21 protein-coding genes and 1 tRNA gene are annotated in these 21,900 nt (G+C 64.4%); 5 read left to right on the top strand and 17 right to left on the bottom strand.

Features of this window, described 5'->3' with window-relative positions; translation table 11 throughout:
- Positions 1-19: 19 nt before the first annotated feature.
- Complete coding sequence (locus tag A1351_RS13180; RefSeq protein ID WP_064033191.1) at positions 20-1,054, top strand: Mu transposase C-terminal domain-containing protein; 1,035 nt, start codon at positions 20-22, stop codon at positions 1,052-1,054.
- Between the two features lie 8 nt (positions 1,055-1,062).
- Here the strand turns inward: A1351_RS13180 and A1351_RS13175 are convergent, their stop codons facing one another.
- Together A1351_RS13175 and pgi are read right to left on the bottom strand one after the other, a co-directional pair.
- The gene (locus A1351_RS13175; protein ID WP_064033190.1) at positions 1,063-2,019 is read right to left on the bottom strand and encodes a hypothetical protein; all 957 of its coding nucleotides are present in this window, start codon (positions 2,017-2,019) and stop codon (positions 1,063-1,065) included.
- A 112-nt stretch (positions 2,020-2,131) separates the two neighbouring features.
- Positions 2,132-3,772: a glucose-6-phosphate isomerase gene (pgi, locus tag A1351_RS13170; RefSeq protein ID WP_064033189.1), complete on the bottom strand. Its 1,641-nt coding sequence runs from the start codon at positions 3,770-3,772 to the stop codon at positions 2,132-2,134.
- Positions 3,773-4,105: 333 nt separating this feature from the next.
- Here pgi and A1351_RS13165 point away from each other — a divergent pair, with 333 nt between their 5' ends.
- The gene (locus A1351_RS13165) at positions 4,106-5,143 is read left to right on the top strand and encodes a hypothetical protein (protein WP_198162414.1); all 1,038 of its coding nucleotides are present in this window, start codon (positions 4,106-4,108) and stop codon (positions 5,141-5,143) included.
- Positions 5,144-5,160: 17 nt separating this feature from the next.
- On the opposite strand, the gene A1351_RS13160 is transcribed toward A1351_RS13165, so the two are convergent.
- Together A1351_RS13160 and A1351_RS13155 are read right to left on the bottom strand one after the other, a co-directional pair.
- Entirely contained in the window at positions 5,161-6,141 is a 981-nt protein-coding gene (locus A1351_RS13160) for an L-threonylcarbamoyladenylate synthase (RefSeq protein ID WP_064033187.1), read from the bottom strand.
- Positions 6,138-6,884, bottom strand: coding sequence for a peptidase (locus tag A1351_RS13155; RefSeq protein WP_024879503.1), 747 nt, complete (start codon positions 6,882-6,884; stop codon positions 6,138-6,140). The genes A1351_RS13160 and A1351_RS13155 overlap by 4 nt, the downstream gene beginning before the upstream one ends.
- Before the next feature lie 183 nt (positions 6,885-7,067).
- Between A1351_RS13155 and A1351_RS13150 the strand changes: the two genes are divergently transcribed.
- Positions 7,068-7,143, top strand: a tRNA-Ile gene (locus tag A1351_RS13150).
- Between the two features lie 246 nt (positions 7,144-7,389).
- On the opposite strand, the gene A1351_RS13145 is transcribed toward A1351_RS13150, so the two are convergent.
- From A1351_RS13145 to A1351_RS13115, 7 genes are all read right to left on the bottom strand, one after another.
- Positions 7,390-8,220 carry a class I SAM-dependent methyltransferase gene (locus A1351_RS13145; RefSeq protein ID WP_064033186.1) on the bottom strand — a complete coding sequence of 277 codons (831 nt, stop codon included), beginning with the start codon at positions 8,218-8,220 and terminating at the stop codon, positions 7,390-7,392.
- Between the two features lie 29 nt (positions 8,221-8,249).
- The gene (gene arsB / locus A1351_RS13140) at positions 8,250-9,290 is read right to left on the bottom strand and encodes an ACR3 family arsenite efflux transporter (RefSeq protein WP_024879501.1); all 1,041 of its coding nucleotides are present in this window, start codon (positions 9,288-9,290) and stop codon (positions 8,250-8,252) included.
- A gap of 85 nt (positions 9,291-9,375) precedes the next feature.
- A complete protein-coding gene (arsA, locus tag A1351_RS13135) occupies positions 9,376-11,145 on the bottom strand; it encodes an arsenical pump-driving ATPase (protein WP_024879500.1) in 1,770 nt (589 codons plus the stop codon).
- A 9-nt stretch (positions 11,146-11,154) separates the two neighbouring features.
- A complete protein-coding gene (gene arsD / locus A1351_RS13130; RefSeq protein ID WP_024879499.1) occupies positions 11,155-11,511 on the bottom strand; it encodes an arsenite efflux transporter metallochaperone ArsD in 357 nt (118 codons plus the stop codon).
- An 18-nt stretch (positions 11,512-11,529) separates the two neighbouring features.
- A complete protein-coding gene (arsC, locus tag A1351_RS13125) occupies positions 11,530-11,967 on the bottom strand; it encodes an arsenate reductase (glutaredoxin) (RefSeq protein ID WP_024879498.1) in 438 nt (145 codons plus the stop codon).
- Positions 11,964-12,476 carry an ArsI/CadI family heavy metal resistance metalloenzyme gene (locus A1351_RS13120; RefSeq protein WP_024879497.1) on the bottom strand — a complete coding sequence of 171 codons (513 nt, stop codon included), beginning with the start codon at positions 12,474-12,476 and terminating at the stop codon, positions 11,964-11,966. The genes arsC and A1351_RS13120 overlap by 4 nt, the downstream gene beginning before the upstream one ends.
- On the bottom strand, positions 12,473-12,817 hold the full coding sequence (locus tag A1351_RS13115) for a helix-turn-helix transcriptional regulator (RefSeq protein WP_024879496.1): 345 nt from the start codon (positions 12,815-12,817) through the stop codon (positions 12,473-12,475). The genes A1351_RS13120 and A1351_RS13115 overlap by 4 nt, the downstream gene beginning before the upstream one ends.
- A gap of 299 nt (positions 12,818-13,116) precedes the next feature.
- Between A1351_RS13115 and A1351_RS13110 the strand changes: the two genes are divergently transcribed.
- Positions 13,117-13,665, top strand: a complete 549-nt coding sequence (locus A1351_RS13110; RefSeq protein ID WP_024879495.1) for a T4SS efffector SepA family protein — start codon at positions 13,117-13,119, stop codon at positions 13,663-13,665.
- A gap of 108 nt (positions 13,666-13,773) precedes the next feature.
- Positions 13,774-14,049 carry a hypothetical protein gene (locus A1351_RS13105; protein WP_245267259.1) on the top strand — a complete coding sequence of 92 codons (276 nt, stop codon included), beginning with the start codon at positions 13,774-13,776 and terminating at the stop codon, positions 14,047-14,049.
- 100 nt (positions 14,050-14,149) lie between these two features.
- Here the strand turns inward: A1351_RS13105 and A1351_RS13100 are convergent, their stop codons facing one another.
- From A1351_RS13100 to A1351_RS13075, 6 genes are all read right to left on the bottom strand, one after another.
- A complete protein-coding gene (locus A1351_RS13100; RefSeq protein WP_064033184.1) occupies positions 14,150-15,031 on the bottom strand; it encodes a helix-turn-helix domain-containing protein in 882 nt (293 codons plus the stop codon).
- A gap of 81 nt (positions 15,032-15,112) precedes the next feature.
- Positions 15,113-15,631 (bottom strand): arsenate reductase ArsC, encoded by a 519-nt coding sequence (locus A1351_RS13095; RefSeq protein ID WP_024879492.1) that lies wholly within the window; start codon positions 15,629-15,631, stop codon positions 15,113-15,115.
- Between the two features lie 580 nt (positions 15,632-16,211).
- Positions 16,212-17,432 carry a PepSY domain-containing protein gene (locus A1351_RS13090; protein WP_024879490.1) on the bottom strand — a complete coding sequence of 407 codons (1,221 nt, stop codon included), beginning with the start codon at positions 17,430-17,432 and terminating at the stop codon, positions 16,212-16,214.
- A 3-nt stretch (positions 17,433-17,435) separates the two neighbouring features.
- On the bottom strand, positions 17,436-19,880 hold the full coding sequence (locus tag A1351_RS13085) for a TonB-dependent receptor (protein WP_064033183.1): 2,445 nt from the start codon (positions 19,878-19,880) through the stop codon (positions 17,436-17,438).
- Between the two features lie 174 nt (positions 19,881-20,054).
- Positions 20,055-20,984 (bottom strand): FecR family protein, encoded by a 930-nt coding sequence (locus A1351_RS13080; protein ID WP_064033182.1) that lies wholly within the window; start codon positions 20,982-20,984, stop codon positions 20,055-20,057.
- Positions 20,985-21,135: 151 nt separating this feature from the next.
- Complete coding sequence (locus A1351_RS13075; RefSeq protein WP_348625813.1) at positions 21,136-21,612, bottom strand: RNA polymerase sigma factor; 477 nt, start codon at positions 21,610-21,612, stop codon at positions 21,136-21,138.
- Between the last annotated feature and the right edge of the window lie 288 nt (positions 21,613-21,900).

Below are 21,900 nucleotides of genomic sequence, written 5' to 3'. Positions count from 1 at the left end.
AAAAGCGGCGGCGAGCAAGGTGCGGAAGAGATCAGAGGCCACACGGCCGCTCGAGGCCGTGCAGATCGATCACGCGAAAGTCGACGTGATGATCGTCGACGAAGACTCCGGCCGCGAGCTCGGCCGGCCGTGGATCACGCTCGGCGTCGACGCGCTCACACGAATGGCGACGGGCTTTCACCTCGCGCTCACGCCGCCGACGCGACTGTCGGCGAGCCTCGCCATTCTCCACTCCGTCTGCGACAAGACGCGCTGGCTGAAGGAGCGCGGCGTCGATTTCGATTGGCCGGTCGCCGGATTGCCGGAGGCGATCCATGTCGACGCCAACAGCTTCTTCGGTCGCCGCGCCTTCGTGCGCGCCTGTCGCGAGATCGGCATAGAGACGGTCTGGAGCGAGCCGGCGAGCGCGCGCTATGGCGCGCACATACAGGAGCTGATCGGCAGCCGATTGGGCTGCGTTCCGCTCATCACCGATGTCGGCCCCATGGAGCGCGGCGAGCGCGATCTCTATGTCGGGCCGCATGCGCAACGTCTCACGCTGCGCGAGCTCGACAGCTGGATCGGCGCGGAGATCGCCGGCGTCTATCATTGCCGCAAGCATCGCGATCTCGGCCGCGCGCCGCTGACGCTGTGGCGCAAGCATATGCGCGACGATCTGGTGCGACTGCCGCTCGATTGCGTGACTTTCCGCCTATCGCTGCTGCCGGACGACGAAGGCGTGCTGGACGAGGACGGACTGCGCCTGCACGGCCGCCTCTATTGGTCGCGCGCCATCGCCGATGATTTCGCCGCCGGGCGCAAGCGGCTCGAGGCGCGCTATGATCCGAATGATCCCTCGCGCATTTTCGTCCGTCGCCCCTCTGGCCGATTCGTAAAGGCGCGCGCAATGGACACATGCGCGCTGACGATCACGACGGCGATGGAGGCGCCGCCGCCGTTCGACGTCGAAGAAGATGCGATCAGCGCATCCGTCGTGACGAGCACAACCGCTATCCCCTGCGCGCGCAAATGCGCGATCGCCTGCCCTTTCCTGCCCGCAGAGCGCCGAGCGTAGAGACTGGACTAGCTCTCGCGCGCCAGGCCTGTTCCGCGAGCGCCGAGCCGCCCCGACGCTACGGCGCGCAGCTTTTGGCCGAGGAGCGCGGCGAAGCTCACGCGCGGCGGCCGGTCATAGGCGGCCTCGAGATGCGACGCCACCTCGCCAAGCGGACAGCCGTCGCCGTGACGATCCAGCGCCTCGAGCACATAGCGGTATTTTTCGTGATTGGTCATGGACAGCACGAATTTCTCGAGACTGCCCCAGCTCAGCAGATGCTCGCGCCGAACCGGCGTTCCGCCGCGCGCCATGCGGAAGGACACGGCCAGACGATCGCATTCGCGATCCTGCGTGCGATGAAAGACATCGCCGCGAAACAGCAGCAGATCGCCCTCGGCGAGTCGTGGCGTTTCGGCGATCGCTTCGACGTCGAAATCGAAAGCGTGCTTTTTCCCCGTGTCGCGAACGAGAACCGTCGTGGCGCCCACTTCGCGCTTCAGCGACATGGCGCCTTTTCCGACCGTCAGCCGATGCGCCTCGGGCGCCGCCGCCGCGAGACGGTCGAGCGCCGCCAAGGTCAGCCCTGTCTTGTTTGGATCGGGCTTGGCGATGGGAATGAACATGTGAAGATAGTCCACATGGTTCTCGCCCCACAACCACCAGCTGTCATGGTCCTGATGCCATGCGTCGGTCACGCCCGCCTTGGCCTTGCACGACGACCAATAGACCGCGCCGCTCAGCATATCCGCTCGCGTCTCGCTGCCCGCCGCCAAGGCGCGGCAGACTTCCAGCAGACGCGGCTTCATCGCTTTCGCGCAATCGGGCGTGACGTCCTTCACGCCATAGAAGCGGAAGCTGACGCGCGAGGCATCATCGAAATCGCGACGCAGCCGCCCGATCTCTTCTCGGGAGAGAAAGCCGGTGACGGCGACAAATCCCTTGGCGCTATATTCTGCGATCTGATCTTCGGAAAGGATCGACATGCAGCGGCCCAGCTTTGAAATATTGGGTAAATTCTATCTTCGCACGGGGCCGCGCGTCAATCGCGCGCGCCGCGCGACGCACGGCGTCTTCCTTCCCGCCAGCGACCGACAGTCAGGCTTCTCTTCGCCGCCAGCGGATGAGCCCCGCCGTCGAGCCGTCGAGCCCCGCGAGCGGCGCGGTCTCGCTCTCCACGATCGGCGCCAAACGATTGGCGAGCTCCTTGCCGAGCTCGACGCCCCATTGATCGAAAGGGTTGATGTCCCAGATCACCGATTGCACGAAGACCTTGTGCTCATAGAGCGCAACGAGGCGCCCCAGCGTGCGCGGATCGAGCCGGCGATAGAGCAGCACGCTGCTCGGCCGATCGCCGGTGAAGACCTTGTGCGGCGCCAGCGCTTCGACGCGCGCGGCGTCTAGCCCCGCGGCGGCGAGCTGCGCTTTCGCCTCGGCGAGCGTGCGCCCGCGCATGAATGCCTCGCTCTGCGCGAGGCAATTGGAAAAGAGCAGCGCGTGATGATGCGCATCGGCGTCGATCGGCTCGGCGGCGATGAGGAAATCGATCGGCGTGACGTCGGTTCCCTGATGCAGCAGCTGGAAAAAAGCGTGCTGGCCATTGGTCCCCGGCTCGCCGAACACGATCGGCCCGGTCGCGAATTCCACGACGCCGCCGTCGCGCGCCACCGATTTGCCGTTCGACTCCATGTCGAGCTGCTGCAGATAGGCGGGAAAACGCGCGAGGCGCTGGTCATAGGGAATGATCGCCTGCGCCGCCCTGCCCTCGACGTCGCGATGAAACACGCCGATCAGCCCCATCAGCGCCGGAATATTGCGCTCGAGCGGCGCGCTGCGAAAATGCTCGTCCATGTCGAAGCCGCCGCGCAGAAATTCCGTGAAATTCTCCGGGCCTATGGCGATGACGAGCGAGAGGCCGATGGCCGACCAGATGGAATAGCGGCCGCCGACCCAATCCCAAAAGCCGAAGACGCGCGAAGGATCGACGCCGAACTCCGCGACCTTGTCGAGCCGCGTCGACACGGCGGCGAAATGCGCGGCCACCGCCGCCTCGCCGAGGCGCTCCACGATGAAAGCGCGCGCCAGCGCGGCATTGGCCATGGTCTCTTGTGTCGTGAATGTCTTGGAGGAGACAATGAACAAGGTGCGCGCCGCATCGAGGCCGGCGAGCGTGTCCGCCATATCGGCGCCGTCGACATTGGAGACGAAATGCGCGCGCGGGCCGCCTTTGCCGAAAGGCGCGAGCGCGCGCGCGGCCATGGCCGGGCCGAGATCGGAGCCGCCGATGCCGATATTGACGATATCGGTGAAAGGCGCGCCGCCGGCGCCGCGCAATTCGCCCGACCGCAGCGCGCGCGCAAAGGCGTAGACCTTCTCGCGCTCCGCCTCGACCACGCCGCGCACATTCTCGCCGCCGACGATGAGAGGGCGATCCGAGAGATCGCGCAGCGCCCAATGCGCGGCCGCGCGGCCCTCGGTGAGATTGACGGGCTCGCCGGCGAACAGCGCCGCGCGCGCGCCCTCGAGATCTGCGGCGCGGGCGAGATCGACGAGCAGGCGCATGGTCTCGCCGTCGATCCGATGCTTGGAGAAATCCAGCAGGAAATCATCCAGCGCCACCGAGAATTTCGCGAAACGATCGGCTTCGGCGGCGAATAGATCCAGCGTGCGCGACGCGCGCAACGCCCGCGCGTGATCCTGCAGCGCCGCCATCGCTTCGAGAACGCGCGGACGGGACATTCGATCTCCTCCCGGGACGACGGCGACGCTCGCGGTCTCCGCCTCGCTGTTTTCTTTAGCCGATCCGCAGCGAATGCGCGCGCTCTGCAGCGCAACGATTTTCGCCGGCGCGAGATTAGAGCGCTTTCCGACCGAACGATATCGTTCGATCGATCAGACTTCGCTCCAAAGGTGAGACTCTAGAGCTTTCTCCGATCCGGTTGGATCGGAGGCTCTCGTGCGAATCACCCAGCCTTGTCTCGGCAGACATATAGGTCTGGTTGCTTTCTGACTGTATTATGACAGTTACATGTGTGATTTATATCGTTAGGATGACATGTCGGAGGGGCCTTGGTGCGGCAAATTCCTTTTCTGGATGTGAGAGATGGCGGTCCGATCGCCCATGCCGCGGCGCGTGTCGCGGCAGCCGAGGCGCTGCGCGACGCCTGTCTCGCGCCCATGCCGCGCTGGGGCCACGTCTGCCTCGCGCCGCTCGATCGGCTGGCGCGATCCTGGCTGCAGAAATCCGCCTCCCGCTATTTCGACGATTTGGAGCGCATCGCGGAAATATTGGGATTTCACGGCGCGGCGACGCTCAACATGTCCTATCTCTTCGCCTGCACCACCCAGGCCTTCGTCGCGCCCGACGGCGCGCCGACGATTCGGCGCTCGCTCGACTGGCCGTTTCGTGGCCTCGGCCGCGGCGTCGAGATCGCCTGGGCCGCCGGTCCGGCGGGCGGCTTCTACAATGTGACCTGGCCGGGGGCGATCGGCGTGCTGACGGCCATGGCGCCCGGACGCTTCTCGGCGGTCATCAATCAGGCGCCGATGCGCCGCCGCATCGATGGCGGCGCCGCCTTCCCTTATGATTTCGCGCTCAATCTCGCCAATGCGCTGAAATATGAGACCGGCTGGCCGCCGGATCATCTGCTGCGCTACGCTTTCGAGACTTGCGCGACATTCGAAGAGGCGGTCGCTCTGCTCGCGCGCGAGCCGCTGGCGCGGCCCGTGCTGTTCACGCTGACGGGAACAGCGCCGCATGAGATCGCGCTGATCGAGCGGACGGAGCGCGAGGCCCATGTGCTGCGCGGCCCGGTCATCGTCGCCAATGATTGGCAGCAGCCGCGCGCCGGCTGGCGCGGCCGCATGGGGCCGGAGAACAATGAGGCCCGCCGCGCGCTGATGCGCGAGACATACGCCAACGCCGCGCCCTTCGCCTGGGCCATTCCACCGGTCCTCAATCACACGACGCGCCTCGTGGTCGAGATGAGCTCCACCCACGCGGATGGTCTCGCCGCACGCGGCTATGAATGCGCGCCATGGCGCAGCCTGCCGGAGCCGGCGACGATGGATTTCCGACTCGGCGACGGCGCAGCCGCCCTTGCGGCATGATTATTGGGGCCGTCTGATTACTTCGGCGCGGCGGCCCGGCGCAGCCGATCATTGATCGCCTCGCCGAGCCCATGCGCCGGAATCGGCGCCACGGCTACGGCCGTTGCGCCGCGGGCGTCCAGCTCGCGCAAATAGAGGAAGAGATTGGCCGCCGCCTCCTCGAGATTGGCGGAGGGCGATAAATCCAGCAGGAGTCCCACCCCTCCACGCTCGGCGAGACGGCCGCCGAAATCGAGCCCGGCCTCGCCCTCGCGCAGCTCTTCGGCCTCGAGCCGCAGCCGCGCCGATGGCGCATAATGGGAGGCGGTCATCCCCGGCGCGACGATCGCCGCCCCTCCGCCCTCGCGCTCCAGCGGCGCGCCCAAAAGCTCCTCCAGCGCCTCTCGCGCCAAGGCGCCCGGCCGCAGCAGCCGCGGCCGCGCGCCGAGAAAGGCGACGATCGTCGATTCGACGCCTTTGTCCGCCCGTCCGCCATCGATGACGAGATCGACCCTCGCGCCGAGATCCTCCAGCACATGCTCCGCCGTCACCGGGCTGACATGGCCGGAGCGATTGGCCGAAGGCGCAGCGATCGGCCGCCCCGCAGCCAGAATCAGCGCCCGCGCGACCGGCGCCGACGGCGCGCGCAGCGCCACGCTCTCGAGGCCGGCGCGCGCGAGCTCGCAGACTGAGCCGCCCGCCGCCCGCGGCGCCACCAAAGTCAGCGGCCCGGGCCAAAAAGCCTCGGCGAGCCGCAGCGCCGCCGGCGGCAGCTCCGCCTCCCGCAGCGCCGAATCGATATCGGCGACATGGGCGATGAGCGGATTGAAGCTCGGCCGTCCCTTGGCGGCGTAGATTTTCGCCACCGCCGCGGGCGAGGTCGCATCCGCCCCGAGCCCATAGACCGTCTCAGTGGGGAAGGCGACGAGCCCGCCCTCGCGCAAAATGCGCGCGCCTCGTTCGATCGCCTCCTCCCCGGCCGGCGCGCGCCGCGCCGCGCCGTCCTCGCTCCGCGTCATCGCGCCCCGCCATAGGGCGGCGCCGGAATGGCGATATGCGCGGCCCGCAGCGCCCGCGACCAGCTCTCCCGCAAATCCCGGAAATAGGGATCGGAACCGTCTATGCGCGTCGAGACGTCGGTGCGCAGCGCGTCACGGCGCAGCAGAGCGATATCGACCGGCAGGCCGACGGAGAGATTGGAGCGAATGGTCGAATCCATGGAGATGAGCCCGATCTTGAGCGCATCGAGCACATCGGTGTCGAAGGAGACCGCGCGGTCGAGGATGGGCTTGCCATATTTGTGCTCGCCGATCTGCAGATAGGGCGTGTCCTGCGTGCATTCGATGAAATTGCCGGCCGTATAGACCATGAACAGCCGCAGCTGGCCGTTGCCGATCTGCCCGCCGAACAGCAGCGAGACATCGAAGCTGACCCCCGAATCCTCCGCGCCCTCCCCCGCGATCGCGTGCGAGCGCCGAACGGCGCGGCCGACGAGCTGCGCCGCCTGCAGCATCCCGCGCGCGTCGACGAGGCGCTCGATCTCATGCGTCTCGGGATTTTCGAGCCCTTCCGCGAGCAGAGTGACCGCGCCCTGAGTGACGGAGAGATTTCCGGCAGTTGCGAGCATCATGACGCGCTCGCCCGGCTGCTCGAAGACATGGAGCTTGCGAAATGTGGAGATATTGTCGAGCCCCGCATTGGTGCGGGTGTCGGCGATCATGACGAGACCGCCGCGCACGAGAATGCCACAACAATAGGTCATCGCCGCTCCGATAGCTCTGGCCCGGCTCCGACGCCTGGCGCGTCCGGAGGGCGGGCGGCGCAACTTAGCGCATCGCAAGGGATTTGGTCGCGCGAAAATCAGCCGGCGCCCAATTTTCGATCGGGCGTTGCGGCGCGGCGCGAATCCGCTATAGGAACACTATTCCCGGCCGAAACGGCGGCTGGGCCGGTAGCTCAATGGTTAGAGCCGGCCGCTCATAACGGTCTGGTTGTAGGTTCGAGTCCTACCCGGCCCACCAATGAAATCAAATGGATAAGATTCGAAATTGAATTCGGTGGCCTTGATGGTCCACCGATCCCATGCGGCGGTCAGAATCGCTCCAGGACGTGAACCCGAGTAACGCCCGAGGATGAGGAACCGGCAAAGGCGCCGCAGCGGGCACGACCTGTCTCTCCGGCCGGGCTCTTGTGCCCGCAAGAACTGCATAACCTAATGCAGCCGTCGCCCAAAACAGTCGACGGACCGCACTCCTAGGACGCGAGCTTCACTCGGGAGACAATTTCTTGGTGGCGACGGCGTAAAGGACATTCGTCTCGATCGAAGTCGCACCGCTCGCGCGCAGGAGAGACAAATTTGTCTCTCTGACACGCGAAAAGGTCTCGGGATCGAGTTGCGCGAGTGTCCCGCGATAGCCGCTGCCCATCGCGATCACCCACCAATCATCCGGCGACTGTAAGGGGTGACGGCCTGCTTCAGCCGCTATGTCGGCGTCGCTCACGCCTGCGGCGGCCAGCATTTCTTGCAGACCCGCCGGTTGGGAAATACGGTCCCAGGGATTGAAGCCCTGAAAGAGATCGGGGCGCTCCTGCCGTATCGCGTTCCAGAAGGCGCTGTTCGCGGGTTCGAACAGATCGGGTCCCCAAGTCGTGATGGCGAGCCGACCGCCCGGACGCACCATGCGCCACAGTTCCCGGACCGCCCCGGTCATGTCGGGCACGAAAAAGACGCCGAACACGCAAATTACCGCATCGAATGCGTCGTCCGGATAGCCGAGGGCGAGCATGTCGGCGACGCGGAACTCGATAGTCTCGAGGCCCTTGCTTTGCGCTTTCGACGCGGCCAATGCGATCAAGCGTTCGGCGAGATCGACGGCGATCACTCTGCCCTTCGGTCCGACGCGCTCGGCGGCCGGTAAGGCCGATCCGCCGCTGCCCGAGCAGACGTCGAGCACACATGCGCCGGGCCGAAGATCGAGACGAGCGACGGTCTCTCGTCCGAAGCGATGCCAAAACGAGCTCACGGGGTGGTCGAAATAGTCGGCGGCGGCATTGTAGGCGGCGGCGGCTTTCGCCTTTGCTGCTTCTAATTCGTTCATCCGATTTCCCTGATCTCGCTATGCGTCGCTCACGCGCGCGAGGACACGCCGGCGTTCTCGTACCATGTCCGCGAGCGGCGGACGATATGGACGACGGAGAGCATGACCGGCACTTCCACCAGCACGCCGACGACGGTCGCGAGCGCCGCGCCCGATTGGAAACCGAACAAAGCGATCGCCGTCGCGACTGCCAGCTCGAAGAAATTGCTGGCTCCGATCAGCGCCGAAGGGCCGGCGACACACCATTCGACGCCGAGGCGGCGATTGAGCAAATAGGCGAGGCCGGCGTTGAAATAGACCTGGATCAAGATCGGCGTCGCCAAGAGCGCGATGACCAATGGCTGACGCATGATCTCCTCGCCCTGCAGGCCGAACAGAATGACGAGCGTCAGCAGCAGCGCGACGAGCGAGAGCGGGCCGAGCACGCGCAGCGTCGCTGCCAACACCGCCGCGCCGCCCTTCGCCAACAGCGCGCGCCGCCAGAGCTGCGATGCGATGACCGGCGCGACGATATAGAGCGCGACCGACAGCAGCAGCGTGCCCCAAGGCACGGTGATGGACGACAGGCCGAGCAGCAGAGCGACGAGCGGCGCAAAGGCGACAATCATGATCGTGTCGTTGAGCGCGACTTGCGACAAAGTGAAATGCGGCTCGCCCTCGACGAGGTTGGACCACACGAACACCATCGCCGTGCAAGGCGCCGCCGCCAGCAGAATGAGGCCGGCGATATAGGCGTCGATCTGATCGGCCGGCAGAAAGGGCCGGAACAGATGCGCGATGAACAGCCAGCCGAGCAGCGCCATGGAGAAGGGTTTCACCAGCCAATTGATGCCGACGGTGACGGCGATGCCGCGCCAATGCTCGCGCACTCGGCCGAGCGCGGCGGGGTCGATCTTCAGCAGCATGGGGATGATCATCAGCCACACCAGCGCCGCGACCGGGAGATTAACTTGCGCGATTGTCGCTTCACCAATGGCGTGGAAAACGACGGGCGCCGCCTGGCCGAGCGCGATGCCGACGATGATGCAGAGCCCGACCCATAGAGTCAGATATCGCTCGAAAACGCCCATGGCGGGCGCTGCGGCGGTGCTTCGATTCGGCTCCGTGGCGGCCGGAGTTGCGCGCAGTTCCATCGGACTTCCTTTCGGTAGAATATCAGTCGGCTTCGACAGCGTGGCCCGCCAGCTCCTGAAGACGAGAAACGCCGACCGGCTCTTCCTTCAGCAGCGGGACGATCGCATAGCGTCGCGCATGCGTGGCGGCGACGGCGTCGATCTCGCGTATCTCATTGCGCGCGCGCTGACGGAGCAGCGGCGAATGCGGGCGCGCGGCGGCCACGCTATTGTTGATGATCCACGCCCAAGGCTCGATTCCGGCGCGCCGCAGATCGGCCTGAAGGCCGGCCGCCTCCAGAACGGGAGTCGTCTCGGCGAGCGTCGCCAGCAGAACCTTGGTCTGTTTCGGATCCTGCAATTGCATCATCGGCGTCGTGTAATGCGCGCCTTTGGCGTCCAATTGGCGCGCGACCTCGCGATGATAGGCGCCGGTCGCGTCGAGCAGCAGCAGTGTATGGCCGGTCGGCGCCGTGTCCATCACCACGAAACTCTCGCCCGCCTCGCGGATGATGCGCGAGAAGGCCTGAAACACGGCGATTTCCTCGGTGCAGGGCGAGCGCAAATCTTCTTCCAGCATCGCGCGGCCCGCGGCGTCCAGCTTGGCGCCCTTGGCGGCGAGGATCTCGCGACGATAGCGCTCCGTTTCCGCATGCGGATCGATACGGCTCACTTTCAAATGCTCCAATGATCCATGGAGCGTTTCCGCAAGATGCGCAGCCGGATCGGAGGTGGTGAGATGCACGCGCAGGCCGCGGCGCGCGAGCTCCACGGCGACGGCGGCCGCCAGAGTCGTCTTGCCGACGCCGCCCTTGCCCATCAGCATCACGAGGCCGTGACCGTCCGCCGCTATTGCGTCGACCAGCTCCGACAGGCTGGGCGCGTCGAGCGCGATCGGCTCGTCATCGCTCGCGTTCGCCGGCGACGGCGCTGCGACGAGCAATTGCCGCAAGGCGTCCAAGCCGACGAGATTGAACGGCCTGAGCGCGACGCGATCACAGGGCAAAGAGGCGAGCTCGGCGGGCAGCGCGCGCAACGCCGCCTGCTCGCGCTCATAGATGGCGGCGGCGAGCGCATCCTGCTTCGCCTCCTCTTCCGGCAGCAAGCCGTTGATGACGAGATATTGCTGAGCGATGCCGATCGCCGCCAGCTCTTTATGCGTGCGGGCGACTTCGGTCAGCGCGGAGCGCTGCGCGCGAGCGACGAGCATGAGGCGCGTGCGCGCGGCGTCGGCCAAGGCCTCGACGGCGCGGCCATATTGCGCGCGTTGCTTGTCCAACCCCGCCAACGGCCCGAGGCAAGAGGCGTCGCCCTTGCCGGATTCGAGGAAGCCGCTCCAAGCGCCGGGCAATTGCAGCAAACGGATCGTATGCCCCGTCGGCGCCGTGTCGAAAACGATGTGATCGTAATTCGCGGTGAGCGCGGAATCGACCAGCAGCGCGGTGAACTCATCGAAGGCGGCGATCTCCGTCGTGCAGGCGCCCGACAGTTGCTCCTCTATCCCTTTCACCACCGCGTCCGGAAGCAGGCCGCGCACCGGGCCGACGATACGATCGCGATAGGCCTGCGCGGCGGCCTGCGGGTCGATCTCCAGCGCCGACAGGCCCGGCGCGCCGGGAATGTCGGTCATCCGATTGCCGATGATCGTGCCGAATACTTGCGCCACATTGGACGCCGGATCGGTGCTGACCAGCAGCACGCGGCGCCCGGCCTCGGCGAGCGCGATCGCCGTCGCGCAGGCGATCGACGTTTTGCCGACGCCGCCTTTGCCGGTGAAGAACAGGAAGCGCGGCGGCTGCTCTAGGAATTTCATCACGGGCCTTCAGCAACTGCCGCCGCCGCAGCATCCGCTCGGCTTCGCCTCCGTCGCGGTCTCGACGAGCCCGGCCCAGCGGGCCAGCTCGCTGCGGCTCGGATAGCGCCCGGCGAGAGCGACCTCGCCCGCAACGAGCACCAGAGGCAGCGCCTCCTGCCCAGAACGCTCCAGAAAGGCTTTGACGATCGCATTCTCGGCGAAGGCGAGCGGCTGCTGCGCCAGATTAAATCGCTCGATGCGGGCGCCGTTCTGCTTCGCCCAATCGACATCGGCGGCAAAGCTCACCAGCGCCTGATCGACCTCGGTTCCGCAGACGCCCGTGCTGCAGCAGAGCGCCGGGTCATAGATTTCGATTGCCGTCATATCCGTCTCCCTCGATTGCTATGCCGTCGCCACGCGCCGGCCGGCGGAATCGACGATGAGTTCGCCGTCCTCCTTGTAAAACGCGCCGCGCTGCGGCAGCGGCAGAATGTCCAGCACCGCCTCCGACGGACGGCACAGCTTCACGCCCATGGAGGTGACGACGATCGGCCGATTGATGAGGATCGGATGCGCCATCATCGCATCGAGCAGCGCCTCGTCGTTCAGCGTCGGATCGCCGAGGCCGAGCTCGTGATAGGGCGTGCCCTTTTCCCGCAGCAGCGCCCGCGTCGATATCTCCATTCGCGCGATGAGCTGCTCGAGCAGCGCGCGCGTCGGCGGCGACTTCAAATATTCGATCACATGCGGCTCTATGCCGGCGTTGCGGATGAGGCCGAGCGTGTTGCGCGAGGTTCCGCAATCGGGGTTGTGATAGATAATCACGTCGGACGCGCTCATGCGGGCTCCTTCGCGCCGCAGCACGGCGCCTTTGCGGGAAGCTCCGGCTTCGGCGGACAGCATTCGCCCTGCGGCGTCGTCGGCGCGCAGCAGGCGTTCGCCTCGCCCTTCAGCGCATCCAACGCCGGCTCGCCGCCATAGACCGCGCTCTCGCCCGTCGTGAGAAAGGTCTCCCACATCAGCCCTTGCGGATCGGCGATCCAGGATTTTTCCGACTGCGCATAGCAGCAGGTGGTCGCGCCCTCTTCATAGATGCGCCCGCCGGCCTGCTTCAGGCGTCCATAGACGTCTTGCAGCTCATCCGTGGTTTCGACCTGAATGCCGAGATGCTCCAATCCGAGGCTCGACCCGCCTCGCGCGGAAATGGCGAAATTCACGCGCGGATCGTCCAGCATCCATTTGGCGTAATCGGGCTTTGCGACCGTCGGCGCAGCGCCGAACAGCGCGCTGTAGAAGTGGATGGATCGCGGCAGGTCTTCGACGGACACATGCAGATGCAGGCGCTTCATGGAACCCTCTCGGTCTGGCAGGTCGTATCGGCTTCCGTGACGCAGCAAGCGGCGGCGTCGCCCTTGCAGCAATTCTCCGTCAGATAGGCGAGCAGCGCATTCATGACGGGATAGGCGGCCGAATAGATCAAGGAGCGGCCGTCCCGACGGAAGGTCACGAGATCGGCGTGCTTGAGCTGATTGAGGTGGAAAGACAGAGTGGTCGAAGGAAGCCCCAGCCGCTCGCTGATTTTTCCAGCGGGAAGCCCCTTGGGCCCCGCTTGCATCAGCAGCCGGAAAATATCGAGGCGGGACTCGTGAGCGAGCGCGACGAGGGCCGCGATGGCGGATGTCTTTTCCATAGTTCCAATATATTTGAACTGTTTTGGTAGTCAAGGCGTAGAGGGAGGGTTTCACTTTTCAGCGGCGAGCCCGAGCGATCTTTGGCGGGTACACCGTCTGGATCAGTTGACGCTCCGCTTTGGCAACTTTCGCGGGCGTTCGTGTAGCTACTGCGGATTTTTCGCGCAGGCGTCTGGGCACGGATAAAATTGTGAGCCACCGTCGCTTAGGTGATTGCTATAACGTTATATGCGGTATATGGTTTACGTCACGTCATAGCGATTTGCGCCGTACACGACGTATAGCGCCGCGGGAGTTGATGATGCCAAAAATCGATATCTCCGAAGACCTCTTCGCTCGTGTGCAGAGCTTTGCGACACCGTTAGTGGACACCTTCGAAACGGTCTTGACCAAGGCGCTGGATGCCCTGCAGGCCCAAACCAGCGGTGGGGACGGCGATATGCCATTGGCAAAACGCCCATTGAACCCAGCATCTGCGCCCAATCTTTCTTTCACTACGGTGCATTCAGTCATTTTGAATGGGAAGCGCCTTCCCCCTGCGGATACATACTGGAATAACCTGCTACGTGCTGTGATAAATGAAGCCAAAAAGACGCTGTCGGGGGACGAAGTGAAGGAGTTGGTGATCTGCAACACAGTTCTCGGTAAGAAAGAAGAGGATGGATATAACTATCTTCCCCAAGTTGGAATATCCGTGCAGGCAACCGAGGCAAATAAGGCTTGGAAAGCTACTTACCTTGTCGCTGAGGCGATCAAGGCGTCTATTGAGGTCGAGTTTAGCTGGCAGGACAACCCGAAGGCGGCGATGCCTGGCAAATCCGGGAAGTTCGTTCTGAATTGGAAGTGAATATTAAACTGCGACGTTATAAATAGATGGGCGCGCCCGCTTCATCCCTTAAAATCAAAGCAATCATGTGAGGTTACTATGAATCGTGGTTCGAAAGAGGCAGAAATTATGGATTTCCTGCAAGAGCGCGTCTTTCAACCAATACTGTCATCTCCCGCTGCATCAGAACGGCTTAAGCAGGGGGTGCGGCTAACAATCACCCGCATGAGCCAGCGCGATTCTGCTGGAATGATCCATTATTTTTGGTCCGCGATTGTCGGGACCGAGCGAGCCAACAGCTTTGCCGCGCAAATGCGCCGAGAGGGGTTCGAACGTTTCGAAGAGGCCATTGACAATTTCAAAGCTCGATTTGAAAAGCCAAAAACGATCAAACCAGCGCGCTAGAATTCCCACAAGCCGCCAATATCGAACGGTGCACGAAGGTCTCCGCTGGGTCGGATGCGGAATCTCGAACTCGCCCATTACCGAGGCAACCTCCCTCCGGTCACGCCGCGCTCGTCACCGCCAGCTCCGTCGCCCCCTCCATCGTCGCAATATCGGCGAGACGGCTCTTCAGCGCCGCCCGGTCCAGCGTTTCGAACGGCAGATTAACGAAGGCGGTCAGCCGCGCGCCGAGGCGGCGATAGGCTTCCATGAAGGCGGCGCGCTTCTGCGCGTCATCGCCCTTCACTATCGCCGGGTCGGCGACGCCCCAATGCGCCAGCAGCGCGTTGCGCGGCCAGGGGCCGCAGGGCTGCTCGCATATGTCGTCGCAGAGGGTGATGACGAAATCCATGCGAGGCGCGTCGGGCCTCGTGAATTCCTTCCAGCTCTTGGAACGAAACGCCCGTGTGTCATAGCCGAGCGACGACAGCAATTCGACGCCGATCGGATCGGGCCGCTCGGCGGGCCGACTACCCGCGGAAAAGCCGCGGAAGCGGTCGCCGCCCTCACGGTTCAGGATCGCCTCCGCCAGAATTGAGCGCGCGGCGTTGCCGGAGCAGAGAAACAAAACATTGCGCGCCCGCCTGCTCGCCGATTTCGGACGCTTCTGCGGAAAGGCGGGCGCGGAGAGCGTGAGATCATCCAGCGACGCGCCGAGATCGGCCAGCATCGTCGTGAGCACATGGCCCAATTTGCCGGAATTGGCGGCGTAGATCACCGAGCGCCCCTCGCGTCGTCCAAGGACGAGGCCCGCGCGTTCGAGATGGGCGATATGGGTCGAGAGCGTATTGTGCGGCACGGCCAGCAGGCGGGCGATGTCGCCCGCCGGCAGCCCATAGGGAAGATAGCGCAGCAGCAGACGATAGGCCTCGAGCCGAGTCGTCTGCGCCAAGGCCTCGAAAATGCCGACGATCTCCTCCGCGGTGAGCCGATCTTCCGCCATTTTCTTCCTCCGCCCTTCGCGGAAGATAGCCCATTCGTCGATATTTCACTATGTCTCGACGAAATGCGCCAATGGCGGCGCTCAGGCGGCGCCGTCGACGGGCTTCGCCTTGCCGATCTCCTCGAGCCGCCTCTGCAAGGAGAGCTTGTCCAGACCCTTCATCGGCAAGGAAGCGAAGATCGAGATACGGTTATTGAGCATGCGGAATGCGTCGGCGAAGGCCAGATGCTTTTCGACCTCGGTCCCTTCGACAGCGGCGGGGTCGGGCAAGCCCCAATGCGCCGTCATCGGCTGGCCTGGCCAATAGGGACACTCTTCTTTCGCAGCGTCGTCGCAGACGGTGAAGACGAAATCGAGCGGCGGAGCGCCGGGCTCGGCGAATTCGCTCCAGCTCTTCGAGCGATAGCCGTCCGCCTTGAACCCGGACTTCTCCAATACGGCCACCGTATACGGATTGACCTCGCCTTTTGGGCGGGAGCCCGCGCTATAGGCTTTGAATCGACCAGCGCCCACGCGATTGAGGATCGCCTCGGCGATGATGGAGCGCGCGGAATTGCCGGTGCAGAGAAAAAGAACATTGTAGACTTTGTCTTCCGTCATTGGGCTCCCTCCCGGCTATTGCCGTTATGTCTGGACCTATCGACATATTCATATACCGCTCCTCGCCTTTTCTGCAAAGCGGGAGATGGACCCTCGATCCCGATTTTGACGCCGCGCCCCTGCTCTTCGCCGCATCCCGGAAGAAGTGCGAGCGTCGCGACAACCTGCAGCTTTTCGACAAGCTGAAGAAGACGGCCAGCTCCGCGCTGTCGCTCACCCCATCCGCGACGCTGGCGACGGATCGCGCGCCGAAGCGGCTCATCCAATGCGCCGCCCGCACGTATGAGAATCGCATCCGCTACGCTGACCCGCGCCATGGAGGACGGAAGCATCCTTCGCCTCGAGGAGCAGCAGGACCCGCTCATCGCCGTGCTGTCGGAAAAGACGCCGCCGACCCCCGAGCTCGACACGGTCGTAGACGCAATTTCCCGACCTCATGGCGACGGCGCTCACCGGGCGGGACATGGGCGCCTCTCGCGCTCGTCATATCGCGGACGCTCGCGGCTCGCGCTCGTTCGGACGCAGACCATTCGAAGCCGGCGCCGGCATGGCCTCGAGCAGATGGCTTCGAACGCCGCGCCTACTCGGCGGTCGTCGGCTCCGGCGACGCGCTGGTCGCAGCGCCGTGCTTGCGGAATCCGCGCGCTTTCCTTTTCTTCCACCAGATATAGACGCCTGTGACCGAAAGCATGGCGATAGCGAGGCCGAGCGCGCAGACGAAGATGCGATATGGAAGGCCGAACACATTCGCCATGTGCAGCTCCATCAGCCATGCGGTCAGCGTATTGCCCGTGCGCGCGCCCGAGGGCGGAGCAAAGCTCGATAGCTCGCCGCCATGAGCGTCGAAATAGACCGAAGTGCTCCCATATTTCTCGCCGATGTCGAGGCTGCTGTGCGCGCTGTAGCGATAGCGTCCCTCCTCACGCTCCAGAGCGAGCGCAACCTGCCTGTCGACCGTGAAGCCTTTCGCTTTCGCCTGCTCGTCCATCAGCCGCGCGCCGATCGCCTGCGCCTCCCGCCACCCCAGCGGTTCGCGACCATCGGAAGCGGATGGCGGCGCGGGCTGCGCCCAGATCGGCCGCTCGAAATCGAGCAGCAGCTCCGTCACGCTCATATAAAGGCCGTTCAAATTCATGAACACGCTGGACCAGGCGAAGACGAGCAGCGCCGCCCACAGCCACAGGCCGCCGGCGCGATGCAGATCGAAATTGACGCGATAGAAGGACGCGCCGGATTTCACGAGCCAGGACGGTCTCCAGCGCTGGAGAAAGCCGCGCTTGTGCGCCCCGCCCTGCGGCGGCAAAGTCAGGTAGAAGCCGACGAAGCAATCGATCGTCCAGGCGAGCGCGACGAGGCCGAGAATCCAGCCGCCGAATTCGCCGAGCGCCAGCGCATAATGCAGACGATAGACGAAGGGCAGGATCGTGCTCGTTCCGTCGGGCAGCCCCTTAGTCGAGCGGCGGCCCAGCTCCTCGCCGGAGCCTTCGTCGAGGAAGAGCTGATTGAAGTCGAGCGGAGACGCGCCAGGGCGCGCCTCCATGCGAATGGTCGCCGAGCCCATTCCGTTGAAGAAGACGGATTGGACTTGCGCCTCCGGGACCAGCGCCTCGGCCCGCAGCGCCAGCGCGCCGGCGTCGCGCGCGACGCCCGCTCGCGCGCCGGGGAAGAGCCGCGGCGATAGCCATTGGTTCAGCTCCGGCAGAAAGGCGAGCAGCGCGCCGGTGAGGCCGACCAGGATCAGAAACCCGGCCATCGTCAAGCCGACCCAGCGATGTACGATAACCCAGAAGGAACGCCGCATCTTTTAGAACTCGACTTTGAGCGACCCGAGGAAGGTGCGCGGCGCGCCGGGCATGGCGAAAGTCCAACTGTTGGAGCCGGCCCAATAGGTCCGATCGAACAGATTGTCGATATTGAGCTGCGCGGTGAGCTTCCGACCCGCGACCTCGAAGCTGTAGCTCCCCATCAAATTGAAGATCGCATAGCTCGGCAGAACATAGCTGTTGATCGTGTCGCCGTAACGATCGTCCAGCGCCACTACTCCGCCGCCGAGCTTCAATCCCGCGAGATCGCCCTGGAACTCATAGGTGCTCCATAGGCTCCCAGAATTACGCGGGGCGAGGAACAGACGCTTGCCCGTGTTGCCGGCGCCGCCGTCCCAGCCGACGTCTTTGTTGATCTTCGCATAGCCGAGATAAGCGTAGGTGGCGATGATGCGCCAGCCGGGCAGCACTTCGCCAGAGAGGTCGAATTCCAAACCACGGCTCTCCGCCTCGCCGATCGTGCGCGAGAGCGTCGGATTTGTGGGGTCGGGAACGCCGATATTATTCTTCGTCAAATCAAAATAGGAGGCCGTCGCGGACAGCCGTCCGTCGAAGAGCTCTGTCTTGACGCCGCCCTCCCATTGCCGCGCGGTCTGCGCGGGAATCATGTTGCCGGTCGCGCCCCTGTAGAGGCTGTTGGAAACGCCGAAATTCTCGGTGTAGCTTCCATAGATCGAAAGCCATTGCATGGGACGCCACAAGACCCCCGCTCGGGGGCTGATGCGATTGTCCCGCGTCGAAACGAGCTGCGAGACATTGTTCATGCCGGTCGCGTCGTCGTAGCGAAACCCGCCGAGCAGGAAGATGTCGTAAGGCAGCTGCATCTGATCCTGAAAATAATACCCTTGCCAGGACTGCGTGAAGCTGATCCTCGACAGGAGCGCTGGATCGAGCGGAAACCTGTTCGGCAGATAGCTAGGCGAGAAAATGTTGAAGGCGGGAGCCGCCTGGCAACAGATCGTTCTCAGACTATCGTCGATATGGAAGTAGTCGTATCCGAACAAGACATTGTGCTTGACGCCGAATGTCTCGAACTTTCCGGCGAGATTGGCCGTCGTGTAGTAACGATCGGAACGACCGCCCGGCAAGGAGACGTTGAAGAAGCGATCGAGCGTTCCGGTGGCGTTTGCTTTATCGAAGAAGAGGCTGTTGTTTTCTCCGAACCGCCAGAGCTCGCCAATGAACCGATGACGAAATGTCCAATTCTCGTCGAGATCACGAGACCAATTGAAGCCGAAGAGATAGCGATCGCCCGTCGATCGGTTCGAATTGGGCTCCGCCACATAACGCGTGCGCGGAACAGGAGCCGTGCGATTGCCGATAGGCGGAATGCCGGGGTCGGCGGTGTCGTTGAAGTGGGAATATTCGAACTCGGCCGTCAGCTGTGTGTGGTTGTCGATGTTCCATCGCACCACAGGCGCGATGAAAATGCGGTCGTTGTGCAGAAAATCTCGGAACGAGCCGGCGTTCTCATAGGCGACGTTGATTCGGTAGAGCACAGATTTGTCCGAGCTGATCGGCCCGGTGGCGTCGAGAGTCGTGCGATAGAAGTCGAACGAGCCGATCTGCTGCTGGATCGCATAGCGGCGCTCTTCCAACGGCTGCTTGGTGACGACATTGACGATGCCGCCGGGCTCCGAACGTCCGTAGAGGATGGAGCCGGGCCCCTTCAGCACTTCGACGCGCTCCAGATTCGCCGTGTCGCGCTTGCTGGAGCCGCCGCCGAGCACGTCCGGAATCAGGAAACCATCGCGATAGATCGTGCCGTTCGAGAAGCCGCGAATGAGAAAGGCGTCCGATTGGCCCTGATTCCACGGAATCTGAATGACGCCTGAAACGTTCTGCAGCGCCTTCTCGATCCTCACGACCTGCTGGTCCTGCAGCACCGCCTGCGGAACCACATGAACGCTGGCGGGCGTCTCCATGATCGGCGTGTCGGTCTTGGTGGCGGAGCTGGCGTTGGGGAGCCGATAGGCATTCTGGCCAGCAGCGCCTCCCGCGCCACCCACGACGCCGCGCGTCTCCGCCCCCACATCGATCGGCGGCAGCGACTCGGCCCCGGCGTCATTGCGCACGCCATTGTCCGCCTGCGCCAGAGTGATCAGCACCGAGCGGCCGTTATCGGCGAATCTGTAAGTGAGCGTGGTTCCCTCCAGCAGAGCGCGCAAGGCGTCCTGCGTGGTGAATTGGCCGGACAATCCGCGCGTTCGCACGCCGCGCGTCAGCCGCGCGTCATAGGAGAGCCGAAGATCGTTCTGATCCGCGAAGGCGGTGAGCGCTTCCGTGAGCGGGATTTGGTCGATGCGGTAGAATTTGACGGCGCCGGTCCGCTCCTGCGGAGCGATGGCGGCCTCGGCCGGACGGGAGGTCGATCCTGAGCCCGCCATCAAAAAGCCGACTGTCGCCGCCGCGATTGCCGAACCCATGTCGCTCTTCCCCTTCGGGGCCTTCGTCCTCGCCATTGCGCCGCCTTTTGAATTCATCGAGGGCGCGAAAATGCCCCCTCATTGGATTCAACGCGGTCGATCTGCGCCTCGGAACCATGCCGAAAAAAAAGCCTCGAACTTTTTTCCGGGCAGGTGGAATTTCGGCGAAGGACGTCACTCGTGGAGCAGGATCAGATAATTCGACAAGCGATAGGCCGAGAGGCCGAGCGCGGTTTCGATATCGGCGAGGGCCTGCGTCGGATCATCCGTGCGATAGACGCCGGTCACGCGGCGCGCGCAAATCTCGCGGCGCAGACAATAGACGACGCCATGACGATAGCGGCCGAGCATGGCGAGCACATCGCCGAGCGCCTCGTCCTCGACGATCAGCCTGCCGCGCCGCCAAGCGGTGAGCTTCGCCACATTCGCGCCGGCCGGCGCGCTCGCGGAAGAGCCGCGTAGGAAGCTCGTCTCCTGCCCTTCCCGAGCGACGACCTCCGCGCCGCCGCTGGCCACGGAAACGCTGTGCTCCGTGACCGTCACGCGCGCGCCATTCTCGTCGAGGGCGACGTCGAAAGACGTGCCGAGCGCTGTCGCCGAGCCACCGGCGGCCTCCACGACGAAGGGTCTCGACGCATCCGGCGCCACATCGAACCATGCCTCCCCGCGCAGCAGCGTGAGGCGACGGCGCGCCGGCGTGAAGTGGAGCGTGATCGCCGAGCGCGCGCCGAGCTCGACATGCGATCCGTCCGCGAGCGTCACGCGACGCGTTTCGCCGGCGCCGGTGGAATAGTCGGCGACAAACGGAATGGAGAGATCGCCGAGCAACAAGGCGAGAGCCATAGCGGCGGCGGCGCCGGCCATGACCGGGCGGCCCCTGCGCCTCACCAGAGCTTGCTTCGCAGGGCGGCGCACGCTCAGCGCGGCGAACTCGGCGGATAATCCCTCGGCCTCGCGGAACGCCGCCGCATGCGCGGTATCGGCCGCGAGCCAAGCGTCGAGCGCCGCCTGCTCCTTGCGCGTCAACGGTCCTTCCTTCTTTCGAAGGACCCAGTCCACCGCAATGTCGTGCGGGTCTTCCGGCGTATCGCTGTCGAAGCTCATGCGCGTCGCCGCCTGATCGGCATGGACATTGATTTCGGGAATGACGCCGCAGCGCGCCGCCTGGCCCCGCTCCTGATCGCTTTGCCCGCGCCCTCTATAGAGTACAACGCGCTGGATGGAAAAAACGGAACCTCGCGATGTAACAGCATGATCAGCGCGCCGCCTCGCGGCAGCGCCGAAAGGCGAGGCGGATATGCCGCCGCGCCATGCTGTCGGAAATGCCGAGCCGCGCAGCGGCCTCCTTCACCGGCAGGTTTTCCTGCATGACGAGGACAAAGACCTCGCGGCATCGGGGCGGAAGCGTTTCGATCGTCGCGATCAAAAGCCGCGATCTGTCGCTCTCCTCGCTCGACGCTCCGGGCAAGGCTTCGGCCGAGGGCGCCTCCGGCAGCTCTTCCTTGAATTCGAGATATTTCGCCTCGGTATTGCGCCGCCGCGCGAGATCCCGCGCGAGGTTTGTCGCGATCGTATGGAGAAACGCCTCTGGATCGGGCATGGCCTCGAGCCCGCCACGGCGCAGAGCGCGGATGAAGGTCTCCTGCAGCAGGTCCGGCGCGTCGTTCGCGCCCGCTTTGCCGCGCAGGTAGACGAGAAGCTGACGACCGTGGCGCTTGAAAAGCTCGCCCACGGAGCGCCGCAATGCAGAATCGAGCATTTTGCACCGGCGAGGGCTGATCGAGATCGCAAAAAGCCCGAGCGGCGGTCCCGGCAGGGAGATCGCTACGCCTCTAGGGCTGGCGGCAATGGGATCGAGAAAAAGCGCGGCGGGGCGCGCTGCGACCACGAGCTGATCCAGCCGGCCGGCGATGATGGCTCCACCATCCGAGACTCGTCGCCCAGAACGATCTCGGCGGCCCGGAATGAGAGAACGGCGCCGGCTGGGAGGACCGAGAGAAAACCCGTCGGACCATCGATC

Origin of the sequence: Methylosinus sp. R-45379, assembly GCF_001644125.1 — a bacterium.
Lineage (GTDB): Bacteria > Pseudomonadota > Alphaproteobacteria > Rhizobiales > Beijerinckiaceae > Methylosinus.
This window is presented reverse-complemented; position numbering and strand designations above follow the sequence as displayed.